Raw genomic sequence first — 13,295 nt, 5'->3', positions numbered from 1 at the left:
TTTGCTAAAAAGAAATTTCGAAAATGTTGAGGATAATAAAATCTTATATTCTATAAAGCAAGGGATGATTTTAGCAATACCTGCTATTATGACTGGTTCAATTGCACTTGTTATTTTGAATCTTCCAATAAAAATTTATCAAGAATATATAGCAAGTTTATTTAATGGTGAGATTTTAAATATGCTTACATTTATAAATGATTCTACCTTAGGAATTATCTCATTAATAATATTGTTGACAATAAGTTATAGCTATGGAAAAATCTATGGGAGCAAGTATACAGTACTTGTTCCTATAGTTGCAATGTGCTCTTTTTTAGTATTTTCACATGGTAGTGAAATAGATTCTTATGTGGAGATATTTAAAACAAAGTGGTTGTTTACAGCTATTATTGTTTCCATAACGTCTTCTATGTTATTTGTAAAGCTCACAGAGTCTTTTATAACAAGTGTAAAGTTTCATACAGAGGGGGCTGATGCTGATTTTAATATGGTGGTTTCAGCTATAATTCCATTTATAACTGTAGTATTTTTATTTTCTATTTTGCGTGTAATAGTAATAAATCTAATTGGAAGTTCAAATTTTCAAGATATATTTTATAATTTATTTTCAAATATATTTAATAGTATGGGAAGAAACCTTATGAGTGCTTTGCTATTTATATTTCTAATGCATTTTATGTGGTTCTTTGGTATTCATGGAAGTAATGTACTTGACACAGTTGCAAAAAATTTATTTGAAAATGGGATGGCAATTAACATAAATTTAGTTAATAATAATCAATTACCAACAGAAATTTTTACTAAGACTTTTTTTGATACAATGGTTTTATTTGGTGGATGTGGAGCTTTGTTGTGTTTAGTAATTGCCATTTTTCTTAGTGAGAAACGTATAAATGTAAGAAAGCTGGCTAAAATTGCTTCAATACCAGCTCTTTTTAATATAAATGAGATGCTAGTTTTTGGGATTCCAATTGTTTTTAACTACATCATGTTTATACCATTTATAATTACACCTATGATTCTAACAATTACAAGTTATGTAGCTATGTCTACAGGTATTGTACCTTGTACAGTTTCTGCAGTAGAATGGACATCACCTATATTTTTAAGTGGATATATGGCTACAGATTCAATAAGAGGAAGTTTGTTGCAATTGTTTAATTTGTGTGTAGGAGTTATGATTTATATTCCATTTATAAAGATGTCACAAAATAGATATATTTACATGTTTAAAAATAATATAGAAAATTTAACAAATTTAGTAAAAAAATGCGAATTAACAGGAGAACAACCAAATATTTTAAATCATAGTGGAAAAATAGGTTCAATATCAAAAATGCTAGCATCAGATTTAAAGTTTGCTATGAAAAAAGAAGATATAGAGATTTTTTATCAACCACAAGTTAATTATGATGGGAATATTGTAGGAGCAGAGGGGTTACTTAGGTGGAGGCATTCAATAGGTGGATTTATTTATCCGCCACTTGTTATACTTTTAGCTAAAGAAGAAGGTTTTTTAGATGAACTTGGAGAGTATATTATTAATAAAGCATGTGTTGATTTAAAGAAAAGTGAAAACTTATTAATAAATCCTATTAAATTTTCTGTAAATATATCTCCAGACCAACTTAATGCTCCTAATTTACCAGAGCAAATAAAAAATATAATTGAGAATAATAATATCAACCCTAATATGCTTGGTATAGAAATCACAGAGCAGGTTGCATTGTCAGGTTCTCAGATAATTATAGATCGAATAAATGCAATACATGATTTGGGTATAAAGCTTATTATGGATGATTTTGGAATGGGACACAGTTCCCTTGTATACCTCCAAAATAATAATTTTGATATAGTTAAGTTAGATGGTTCACTTGTTAAAGAGATACTTACAAACAAAAGAAGTAGTGAAATCATAATGTCTATTGTAAATCTTTCAAAAAACCTAGATTTTGATATAATCGTGGAGTATGTTGAAAATTTAAATCAGAGAGATAAGTTGTATGACTTAGGATGTGAAATATATCAAGGATATTATTATAGTAAAGCTATACCTTTTGAGGAGTTTATAGATTATGCAAATCGAGAACTTGCTAAATAGTCTTACTAATAGTTTGTAAGTCATATTAGTATATAAATTTGTAATAAGATTAAGTTTAGGAGAAGTATATGAATATAAGTATAGTTGTAGTAGGTAAAATTAAAGAAAAATATTTAAAGTTAGGTATTGATGAATTTAGAAAGAGGCTTTCTAAGTATTGCAAGTTGGAAATTATAGAGTTAGATGATGAAAAAGCTCCCGAAAATTTAAGTGCTAAGGAAATGGAAATTATAAAAGATAAAGAGGGAAAGAAGATTTTAGGTAAGATAAAGCATAACAGCTATGTTATAGCTCTTGCTATTGATGGAAAGAATTTGTCTTCCGAAGAACTGGCTAAGACTATGAGTGATTTAGCAGTTAGAGGTAACAGTAGTCTTTGTTTTATAATTGGAGGTTCTCTAGGGCTTTCTGATGATGTTTTGGCTAGGGCTGATTATAGATTATCTTTTTCTAGGATGACTTTTCCTCATCAGATGATGAGGTTGATATTATTAGAGCAGATTTATAGGGCTTATAGGATAAATAATGGAGAACCATATCATAAGTAAGGGAGCACGTTAGTCTTAACCACTGAAATAAGTTGGTTAAGGCTACTTTTATTTTACAGGTATATAATAAGTTAAAGTACAAATAATATATAGTATTTTGATATAAATTATCAGATTAGATTTAGTAAAGTATCGAAATTGATTAAAATATAGATAAATAAGTAGATAAAGAGGGATTAAACAATGAAGTATAAAATAATAAATTAGGTGAGGTCTGATTTAGAAGAGAAAAACTTTGAAAAAGTGGCTGAAGTTGAAATTTTAAGAAACTTAGCATCTTGTGTCGGTTTAGGTGTAACTAAAGAAGAAATGAATAAATTAAGAAATTTATCATCAGAGGAATTAAAAAATATTGCGGAGAAATGCAAGAAAGCATATTTACATGCTGTAGACTTTATAACAACAGAACTACCTTTAACTAGTCATGGATATTTGCCTTATTCATTACAGTTAACATATTTCATTTGCATTAAGAAATGCATTAAGTAAAACATATGCTCTTATTCTTTCTAGGAACAACCTTAGAAGCTTACTGGACGGAGCTCTAATAAATACACAGTCAGTACTGTCTATAGTCAATAAAAATGAATATCATCACATTTTCCCAAAAGATTATTTGAAAAATAAAGGGTTTAATAAAAATTAAATTAACTGTAATGGAAATATATGTATAATTAATCTGAATAACAGTAGAACTATATTAAATAAAGTACCTAGTGATTATTTCAAAATAATTAAAAATAATTTAGGTGATAACTTAAAAGATGTGTTAAGTAGTAACTTCATAGATTAAGAAAGCTATGAGTACGACTTAAAAGATGATTATGCTGGATTTATAACAGCTAGAATAAATTAATAGTAAAAAAGCTAAGGAATTGTGTGAAGATGACTTAGCTATTTTACCTGGACATGATTTATTTAGAGAACAAGATATTGACGAAACAAGTAACAATGAACAATTAACTCTAATTTAATATTATTTTATAAAATTGTAGCAAAATATATGCTCTGTTGGATTTATAATGGAGCAGTGTTTCAAAGGTAATAATGAATAAGAAAAGAGAAATAGATAGCATAGAGATACAAATAAATGATGATGTGATAATATACTTAATGAAGGATGGGTTGCCTAAAGAACAAGGTAACCCATCCTGTTTGTATTTACTTGAAATAAATTGTGTAAATTTGAAAAGTAAGTATATAAAAAGTATACAAATACGTAAATTATAGTCTATTTGTAGTTAATATGAGATTGGCATTTTAAATAGGATAATACTCTAATTTTTATAAGAGTTAAAGCAAGCATGTATTATTACTTAAATATTTGTATAATCAACATCTAGTAATTTACCTTTTTGGTGAAAATGATTAATAAGTTTTTTAGGATAATTCATTATTAATTCATTTGGAAAATTAATTTCTTTTAAGATATTCTCAGAATACTCATAGTTACCTATATCAAAACAAATGTGAGCATCTGAAGTTAGTATGATTTTAGCACCATATTTTTTGCAAAGTGTAGCAATATACTTACAATTATCTGAGCTACCATTTCTTGACACTCCTTTGATAGAACAATTATTTATTTCTATTAAGATACTCTTTTCCATGGCTAATTTAATGATTAATTCATAGTCGATTGGGTAGTTTGGGTTTCCAAGGTGGCCTAATATTTCAATATTATCATGCTTATTTATTGCATTTATTAAGGCTTTAGTATTATTCTCTAATGTATTTGGTGAAAAAACGGCTTCATGAAATGACAAAATAAGATAATCTAATCGAGAAATGACAAAGGGTTCTAAATCTATGTTTCCTTCAGTGTCTAGTGTATTTGCTTCACATCCTCTTAAGATTATAATGTTATTTATGATTCTTGGGATATTTTGAATGTTGTGAAAGTACCATTTGTGGGGAGAGCCAGGCATCTTAGGACCATGTTCAGATGTACCTAGTATCTTAATTCCATTTTCTTTACAATAATTAATATTTTCTAACAAAGTGCTATAGCCATGACCACTGACTATAGAGTGGGTGTGTAAATCTGATAAAAAATTCATATAAATTCCTCCTCTATAAAAGATGAGGGTAACGTAATTTATATTATAAAATGAATAGGAAAGAAAATCAATAGTTACACAATTAGACAAAAATATTGAAATATTGTAGAATTAAGCTTAATAATAAATATTTAACAGTATTACTGCTTATAGGGGAGGTTAACTATGATACAAAAGAAGCTATCAAGGAAAGAAAAAGTTTTAATTTGCTTGAAAAGATTAACAGAAGAACACTTGAACCTTAATAATGGCATTAGATTTGGATTTGATGCAGAACATATTGCTACTGAAGTAGGTATAAATAGAAGTAATGCTAGTAAGGAATTAAATCAATTAATAAAGGAAAATATCATTATAAAGATAAAGGGAAAACCTGTTCAGTACTTATATAAAGAACGTATTGAGAGTATTTTAGGAAAGAAACTAAATACAGGGATATTTGATAATATTAACTCTATAAACGAATATAGTGAAAATGATTCTATCAAAGATGAGTATATTGTAGAGGGTATAAAAAAAGAGAACAATATTTTTAATTTAGTAGGATGTGACGGAAGTTTAAAGTCCCAGATAGAGCAAGCTAAAGCAGCAGTAATATATCCACCTAAGGGGTTGAGTACATTAATAATAGGACCTACAGGAGTTGGTAAATCTATATTTGCAGAATATATGTATAAGTATAGTTTAACTATAAAAGAAGATAGTGATAATGCACCATTTATCATATTTAACTGTGCTGATTATTCTGATAATCAGCAATTATTATTAGCACAGCTTTTTGGATATGTAAAAGGAGCATTTACTGGAGCTGATAAAGATAAATATGGTATTGTACATGAAGCTAATAATGGAATATTGTTTTTAGATGAAGTTCATCGACTATCTGCAGAGGGACAAGAAATGTTATTTCTGCTTATGGATAAAGGTATATATAGAAGATTAGGAGAGGCTAATAAGGTACATGAGTGTAGGGTTATGATAATTGCAGCTACTACAGAAGATCCAGAGATAGCAATGTTGGAAACGTTTTTAAGAAGAATACCTGTAACTATAAAGATTCCGTCTTTAGAGGAAAGAGGCTTTCAAGAGAGAATGAAGCTTATATGTTATTTTTTTAAAGAAGAAAGTATTAGGATTGGTGTTAAGTTAAAGGTTTCAAAAGAAGTTATTAAGGCATTTATTTTATATAAGTGTAAGGGAAATATAGGACAATTAAAAAGCGACATACAATTAATTTGTGCAAGAGCTTTTTTAGATTATATGACCTATAAAAGAGAATGTGTATATGTAAGACTCTCTCTTCTACCAAACAATATTAGAGAATCATTATATGGAAATAATAGAAAAGAGGAGTTTGTACAAAACTTCAGTTTTATTGGGAAAGATGATATTATTTTTTTACCAGAAGAAAAGAATTTTGAAAGTGAAAATTTATTAATAGAAAATAAAAAATATGATTTAGATTTCTATGGAATGATAAAAGAAACTTGGAATAAACTTCAACAGGAAGGGATTAAAGAGTCACAAATTAGAAGCGTTATAGATGAAGATATACAGAAGTATTCCTATAATTTAATGAATACTTTTATATATAATAGTAGTAATCAAACAGCTTATAACAATATTGTTAATGATTCAATTGCAACTACTGTGAAGTATATTTTACAAAAGCATGATAAATGGAGCAAAAGAGAAGGATTAGATAAATTAATAAAAGCTATAGCCTTACATATTCAGAATTTAATTGAAAGAATAAAGATTGGGAACATAGTAAAGCATCCTAATAAAGATGAGATTATGAAGGAAAGAGCATATGAATATAACATAGCAAAAGAAATATTATCTAACATGTCGTTAATGTATGGAGTTGAGTTTCCAGAAGATGAAGCAATTTTTTTAGCAACGTTTCTTTATTTATCTTATGTGGGATTAAATGAGGAGAGTATAGCAATATTAGTTATAATGCATGGTGAATCTACGGCATCTAGCATGGTGAATGTAGCTAATACTTTACTGGATTGTAACCATGCGGTGGCAATCAATATGGGATTAGAAGATAGAGTTCAGGATATTTTAGTCCAAGCTGTAGAAATAGCCAATGAAATTGACAAAGGAAAGGGAATTTTAATTCTAACTGATATGGGATCTATTTTAACATTTGCTAAAGTTATTCATGATGCTACTGGAAAAGAAGTAAAAGCAATAGATATGGTAAGTACACCTATTGTAATAGAAGCAACTAGAAAGGCCTTAACTCCGGAAATGACATTAGAGAAATTATATTTTAATATTATAGAATCTATAAAGAAACATTATGGAGATATGGAAATTATGTATGCTGAAAAAGATAATGGTGGTAGATATTTTGATAGATTACTAATTGATAATATTAGTAAAACTTTGACTTTTTTAAATGGGGAAAAGGCTTATTTTATATTAAAAGAAGTAATTAATAGAATTAGCGAACATTATTCTTTAGTAATTCAAGATGAGCTTTTAGTAAAGTTTATATTTCATTGTTCATGTATGATTGAAAGAGTAATAATAAAAGAGTCTTTAGTTTATAAATTATATGAAGAAAGAATTAGTAGAAGTAAAGAATTATATTTAGTTATAAAAGAAAGCTTTAAGCTTGTAGAAGAGACATTCGATATAATTATTTCAGATATGGAATATGCAAATATATTAGATATATTTGAATCACAGTATGATACAGATAAATTCAAAAGTTGATACAAAATTTAAATATAGCCAAAAGGCTATCTTTTTTTTACCTATTTTTGATACAGATTTGATACAGGTTTGAAAAAGATTTTGATACATATTGAAAAAGTGAGTTTTTTTTATAAATTAAGTAAAAAGATTTGATTAAATCCTGTAAAATAGCCATTTGTTATTGATACACATAAGTTGGCACAACAATTGCTTATATAAAAAGTGACAAGAAAAGTGAGGTGAGATTGGTGATTGGGATAATAGTTATGACTCATGGGAATTTTAGTGAAGAAGTTATAAAAAGCTGTGAACTTATTGCAGGACCAGCAGAAAGAACAGCAGCAATTAAACTAAATAGGAATGATAATATTGAAGACTTAAATAGAAATTTTGTAGAAAAGTTAAATGAATTAGATGAAGGTGACGGAGTTTTAGTATTAGCTGACCTATTAGGAGGTTCACCAAGTAATGTTGCAAGTTTAAACCTTAAAAAAGGTGGAAAGTTTCATGCACTTACTGGAGTAAATCTTCCAATGCTACTTGAAGCTTTAATTAATAGAGATGGAAAAAGTTTAGAAGAGTTAGCAGAGACATGTATTGAAGCGGGGAAAACTGGTATAAACCATATTAATAAAGTTCTTGGCTCAATGTAATAGAAAAAGGAGTTCGATTAAAAATGTCTTTAGTAAAATATTGCAGATGTGATGATAGATTAATACATGGTCAAGTGATATATAAATGGGTTAAGCATCTAGGTGTTAAAAAAATAGTAGTAGTAGATGATGAAACAACCAATGATGTTATTGCTAAAGGTTTGATAAAAATGGCAGCACCAAAGAATATTGATTTATCAATATTAACTGTAAGTGAATCAAGGAGGTATTTTTATAATAACCAAGCTGATGATAACGTTTTTGTATTAATTAAAAACTTAGATACTGCAAATAGAATGAAAGAAGAAGGAATTGATATTAAAAAACTTATTATTGGAAGAATACCTACAGGGATAGGAAAAAAGAAAATATCTCAAAGTGTATACATTAATAAAAAAGAATTTCTTTTAATAGATGAATTTATTAAAAAAAATATTAATGTATCAATTCAAATGGTACCTGACGAGGACGAAGTAGAGTTAAATCACATTATTAATCGCTATAAAGGAGAGTTTGTTTAGCAATGAATAAATATAAGGCAATCATACTCTGCCATGGAACTTGGGGAAAAGTATTAGTAGAAGAAGCAAATAAAAACTTTGGATTGTCAAATCAATACGAAGTTTTATCACTAAGCCCTGAAAAAGATGTTTCTGTATTCATGAAAGAGGTTGAAGAAATAGTAGATAAAGAGGATGTGAAAATTATAATATCAGATCTGTATGGGGGATCTACATCAAATGTTGCAATAGCTGTTGCTATAAGAAGAGGGATAGATGCAATAAATGGACTTAGCTTACAGACAATTTTAATCGTAGATGAAGAATTAAGCAAAGAAGATAAAGTACATACATTACCAGAAAGAATCGTCAGAAAAAATAATAGCCTTTGTGTGGATTTAATTAAAGAATTTAAAAAAATATAAATTATGAGGTGGATATAATGGCAAAAATAACATTAGTAAGAGTAGATCATAGATTAATTCATGGACAAGTTATAACAAAATGGGTGAAAATCGCTCAAGCTCAAAAAATAGTAATAGTTGATGACTTCTTAGGTCAAGATGAATTTATGGCTGACGTATATAGGATGGCAGCACCATCAGGAGTAGAAGTGGCTATTTTAACAGTAGAAGATGCAGGGCAAGCATTCCAAAACAATACTTTAGGAGATAAAAATATATTTATTCTATTTAAGAACGTTGATATGGCAAATAAGGCGTATAAGGCAGGTCTTAAATATGAAAAGATTCAATTAGGAGGTATTCCAAATGAAGCAGGAAAGAAGATGGTATTTACAGCTGTTTCATTAGGAAATGAAGATGTAGAACAACTAAATAAACTTAATGAAAATGGGGTTGAAATAGTTCTACAGGTTATACCAGAGGAATCATCTATGACGTATGAAAATGCGTTAAAGAAATTTAAATAAAAATTTATAAATTAGGAGGAATTATAAATGGAATCTGTTTTGATGTTGGCAATTGTAACAGGATTATGGTATTGGTTTGCAGCAGGTCTTGCAGGGTATACCCTTTTCTCAACACTAAAGTCTCCTTTATTTATAGGTTTTAGCCTTGGATTACTTTGGGGTGATGTAACAACTGGTATGATTGTTGGTGCAAGTATAGAAATGGTTTATCTAGGAATGGTAGCAGCAGGAGGAAATATTCCATCAGATAAATGTTTAGCTGCTCTTATTGCAATACCAGTAGCACTTCAAACTGGTGTTAATGCAGAAGTTGCAGTATCTATTGCGGTACCTTTAGGTGTTATAGGAGTATTAGTTAATAACTTAAGAAGAACTGGTAATGCTGTATTAGTTCATAAGGCAGATAAGTATGCCGAAGAAGGTAATACAAAAGGTATCTGGAGATGTGCAACACTTTACTCTTTAATATTTGGGTTTGTTTTAAGATTTCCAATAGTTTTTGTATGTAACTTTTTTGGAGCAGATTTAGTTCAATCATTATTAGATGTTATACCACAATGGTTAATGAATGGATTAACAGTAATGGGTGGTATATTACCTGCATTAGGTTTTGCAACAACAATATTTACTATAGGTAAAAATAAATTCTTACCAATGTTTATTATAGGATTTTTTATGGTTCAATATTTTGAAATATCAATCACTGCAGCTGCAATATTTGGTGTTTGTATAGCTCTTTTAATTACATTTATGAAAGAAGATAAAAGGGTGGGTGAAGTATAATGCAAGAAATAAAAAACAAAGAAGTTAAAAATGAACAAGGTACGACTGAAGTTAATAAGACAAGAGTACTTACGAAGAAAGATGTAACAAAAACATATCTAAGATGGTGGTGGACAGCAGAATTATCTAACTCTTTTGAAAGAATGCAAGCATTAGCAGTTTGTGCAAGTTTCACTCCGGCTTTAGAAAAGTTATATAAGAGAAAAGAAGATTTAATAGATGCGTTAAAGAGGCATTTACAATTTTTTAATACTCAAGCTATATGGGGAGGGTTAATTCACGGTACAGTTTTAGCTATGGAAGAAGAGAAAGCTACTGAAGGAAAAATCCCAGGAGAAGTTATTTCAGGTGTTAAGAATGGGCTTATGGGACCTTTGGCTGGAATTGGAGATACTTTAGATTTTGGTACATTTCAAACAATATTCTTGGCTTTAGGTGCTTCATTTGGAGCAGAAGGAAGTGTTATAGGTGCATTTTTCCCAATAATGTTTAGTATATTACTATTTTGCGAAGGTTATTACTTATTCCATTTAGGATATTCTTTAGGTAGAGATTCAATTAAGAAAATTCTATCAGGTGGTATTGTCAATAAGATAATTGATGGTGCTTCAATTCTAGGAATGTTTATGATGGGAGCATTATCTGCAACTACAGTTAAGCTTTCAACTCCATTATCATTTGATATTGGTGGTAAAGCAATTGTTGTTCAAGACACATTAAATATGATTGCTCCAGGTTTATTACCACTTGGTGTTGTATTCTTCGTATATTGGGGAATGAAATACAAGAAGTGGACAATAACTAAGTTATTAGTAATTTTAGTTGTAGTAGCATTAGTAGGATCATTAATTGGAATATTCTAATTTACAATGATTAAAATATAGAATTTAATTTTAGGAGGAGAAAGACATGTCAGAAAAAATGTATACAGAGAAGGAATATTTAGAAGGAATTAGAGGAGCAACAGGAGAAAGAGCAGTATGGTTCTATCTTCTTATGAAAGAAGCTGAAAAATTAGGAGTTAATCCAGATGATATATGTAAAGAAGCAATATATGGATTTGGCAAAATGAGAGGTCAAAAATATAGCGTAGCAGATACTCCAGGAAAAATGGCAGAAATGTTATATAACAGTAAAGGACAAAAAGTGTTTGAAATGGAATTAGTAGAAAATACAGATGAGAATGGAGTTTTAAAATTCCATCACTGTCCATTAGATGCTGCTTGGAAAGAGTATGGATTAACTAAAGAAGAAAGAAAAGAAATTTGTAGATTAGCTTGCTACGGTGATTATGGAAGAGTTGATTGTGCACAAGGTGTTAGATTAGAGTTTGCTCAAAAATGTGCTCATGATGATGAAGTTTGCGAATTAGTATTCACAAGAAAATAGTTTTTAATGCTAAAAGCCTGTTCTTTAAGAACAGGCTTTAAAAAAACAGAAAGTAGGTTGATTTATGGATATAAGCAGAAGTGTAGATAATAGTTTAAATAGAACAGTAGAATTCCTAAAAGAATTAATAAAAATTGATACACAACAAGGTGAACCTATTTCACAATGTCCTTTTGGTATCGGACCTAAAAAATCTTTAGATAAAACTTTAGATTACTGCACTAGTTTGGGTTTTAGCGTTAAAAATATTGATAATTATATTGGATATGCAGAAATTGGAGAGGGAGAAGAATTAATAGGAATTCCAATGCATTTAGATGTAGTTCCCCCAGGAGATGGTTGGAGTGTAGATCCATTTTCGGGAGCAGTAATTGACAATGTTATTTATGGAAGAGGTGCCATAGATAATAAGGGGGCTGTATCTATGCTTATACATGTATTGAAAAACATAAAGGATATGTACCCTACAATTAATAAAAGAATAAGATTAATTTTTGGTACAAATGAGGAAACAGGTATGAAGTGTATCAAATATTATTTAGATAAAGGTGAAGAAATTCCAAGTATGGGCTTTACTCCAGATGCTATGTATCCAGTGGTTAATGGAGAAAAAGGAAGAGTTCATATAAGGATAGAAAAAGAGATTAAAATTGATAAAAGTAAACCTTACATAATAGTAAGTGGAGGAACTAAAGAAAATGTTGTTCCGTCTTATTGTACTGCAAAGATTATTAATGGAATTATTTCAGAATTAACTACTAAAGGAGTAGCTGTGCATGCAAGTAATCCTGAAAAGGGAGAAAATGCTATATCTAAAATGATAATAAAGATAGTTAAAGATAATATGGATTTTCAGTATAGAGAAGATATAGAATTAGTTTCAAAATACCTTTGTAGTGACTATTATGGAGATGCATTGGGAATTAATCAATATGATGAGGTGTTCAAAAGCACTACTTTAAATTTAGGAATATTAAAAGTGAATGAAGAAAAAATCATATGTGAGTTAGATATAAGGTATGGTAAAAATATAGTTTTAAACAATATAATAGATAGATTCAAAAAGTTTTTTTGTAATGGTTGGAAAATAAAGATTATTGATCATAAAGACTTACATTATGTGGATGAGAGTAGTTTAGTACTTAAAAAGTTATTAGAAGCCTATGAAAAAGTAACAGATGAAAATGGATATACAATTGCTATGGGTGGTGGCACATATGCAAGTTGGTTTAAAGATATGGTGGCGTTTGGACCTAAGTTCTTAGAGTATAAAACTGGTGGTCATGGAGCAGATGAAAGAGTACCAATAGAGCATATACGAAAGAATATGGAGATATATACCTTGGCTTTAATAAAACTATTAGAATTGTAAAAGGAAAATAGAACTTATGTGCAAATATAATTAAGAATACATTAAAGGTAGGTATACCTGGAACTGGGAAAATAGGAATAAAAATAACAGCTGGACTTGGTGGTGTTATTAAAACAATAAGGTTTTTGAGTTTGGAAATATTTATGTGTATTCTTTAAATAAAAGTTTATCTTTTAAGTGATAATTAAATATTTATTGATAAGGCTATGGCTTTAAAAATCATAGGCTTATTTTGATATT

Annotated in this window: 14 protein-coding genes; 13 read left to right on the top strand and 1 reads right to left on the bottom strand. The window is 28.8% G+C overall.

All coding sequences use genetic code 11. The features are described from left to right. Position 1: 1 nt before the first annotated feature. From IR151_RS16360 to IR151_RS16345, 4 genes are all read left to right on the top strand, one after another. Positions 2-2,104, top strand: coding sequence for an EAL domain-containing protein (locus IR151_RS16360; protein ID WP_227436520.1), 2,103 nt, complete (start codon positions 2-4; stop codon positions 2,102-2,104). Positions 2,105-2,172: 68 nt separating this feature from the next. Beyond that, positions 2,173-2,652, top strand: coding sequence for a 23S rRNA (pseudouridine(1915)-N(3))-methyltransferase RlmH (gene rlmH / locus IR151_RS16355; RefSeq protein WP_227436517.1), 480 nt, complete (start codon positions 2,173-2,175; stop codon positions 2,650-2,652). Positions 2,653-2,895: 243 nt separating this feature from the next. Then, positions 2,896-3,141 (top strand): hypothetical protein, encoded by a 246-nt coding sequence (locus IR151_RS16350; protein WP_227436516.1) that lies wholly within the window; start codon positions 2,896-2,898, stop codon positions 3,139-3,141. A gap of 558 nt (positions 3,142-3,699) precedes the next feature. Then, entirely contained in the window at positions 3,700-3,882 is a 183-nt protein-coding gene (locus IR151_RS16345) for a hypothetical protein (protein WP_227436513.1), read from the top strand. Between the two features lie 86 nt (positions 3,883-3,968). Here the strand turns inward: IR151_RS16345 and IR151_RS16340 are convergent, their stop codons facing one another. After that, positions 3,969-4,712 carry a PHP domain-containing protein gene (locus IR151_RS16340; protein ID WP_227436511.1) on the bottom strand — a complete coding sequence of 248 codons (744 nt, stop codon included), beginning with the start codon at positions 4,710-4,712 and terminating at the stop codon, positions 3,969-3,971. Between the two features lie 165 nt (positions 4,713-4,877). On the opposite strand from IR151_RS16340, the gene IR151_RS16335 reads away from it, so the two are divergent. From IR151_RS16335 to IR151_RS16295, 9 genes are all read left to right on the top strand, one after another. Next, a complete protein-coding gene (locus IR151_RS16335; RefSeq protein ID WP_227436509.1) occupies positions 4,878-7,445 on the top strand; it encodes a sigma-54-dependent transcriptional regulator in 2,568 nt (855 codons plus the stop codon). A gap of 230 nt (positions 7,446-7,675) precedes the next feature. Continuing rightward, a complete protein-coding gene (locus IR151_RS16330) occupies positions 7,676-8,080 on the top strand; it encodes a PTS sugar transporter subunit IIA (RefSeq protein WP_227436507.1) in 405 nt (134 codons plus the stop codon). Between the two features lie 23 nt (positions 8,081-8,103). Then, a complete protein-coding gene (locus IR151_RS16325; RefSeq protein WP_227436505.1) occupies positions 8,104-8,601 on the top strand; it encodes a PTS sugar transporter subunit IIB in 498 nt (165 codons plus the stop codon). A gap of 2 nt (positions 8,602-8,603) precedes the next feature. Next, the gene (locus IR151_RS16320) at positions 8,604-9,005 is read left to right on the top strand and encodes a PTS sugar transporter subunit IIA (protein WP_227436503.1); all 402 of its coding nucleotides are present in this window, start codon (positions 8,604-8,606) and stop codon (positions 9,003-9,005) included. Positions 9,006-9,022: 17 nt separating this feature from the next. Continuing rightward, positions 9,023-9,511 (top strand): PTS sugar transporter subunit IIB, encoded by a 489-nt coding sequence (locus IR151_RS16315; protein ID WP_227436501.1) that lies wholly within the window; start codon positions 9,023-9,025, stop codon positions 9,509-9,511. 27 nt (positions 9,512-9,538) lie between these two features. Continuing rightward, positions 9,539-10,294, top strand: a complete 756-nt coding sequence (locus IR151_RS16310; RefSeq protein ID WP_003425166.1) for a PTS mannose/fructose/sorbose/N-acetylgalactosamine transporter subunit IIC — start codon at positions 9,539-9,541, stop codon at positions 10,292-10,294. Then, the gene (locus IR151_RS16305) at positions 10,294-11,157 is read left to right on the top strand and encodes a PTS system mannose/fructose/sorbose family transporter subunit IID (protein ID WP_227436499.1); all 864 of its coding nucleotides are present in this window, start codon (positions 10,294-10,296) and stop codon (positions 11,155-11,157) included. Before IR151_RS16310 ends, IR151_RS16305 begins: the two co-directional genes overlap by 1 nt. Positions 11,158-11,203: 46 nt before the next feature. Then, on the top strand, positions 11,204-11,683 hold the full coding sequence (locus IR151_RS16300) for an L-2-amino-thiazoline-4-carboxylic acid hydrolase (protein WP_227436497.1): 480 nt from the start codon (positions 11,204-11,206) through the stop codon (positions 11,681-11,683). Between the two features lie 64 nt (positions 11,684-11,747). Further along, complete coding sequence (locus tag IR151_RS16295; protein WP_227436496.1) at positions 11,748-13,055, top strand: M20 family metallopeptidase; 1,308 nt, start codon at positions 11,748-11,750, stop codon at positions 13,053-13,055. Positions 13,056-13,295 lie beyond the last annotated feature (240 nt).

The organism is Clostridioides sp. ES-S-0006-03 (assembly GCF_020662275.1).
GTDB lineage: Bacteria > Bacillota > Clostridia > Peptostreptococcales > Peptostreptococcaceae > Clostridioides.
This window is presented reverse-complemented; position numbering and strand designations above follow the sequence as displayed.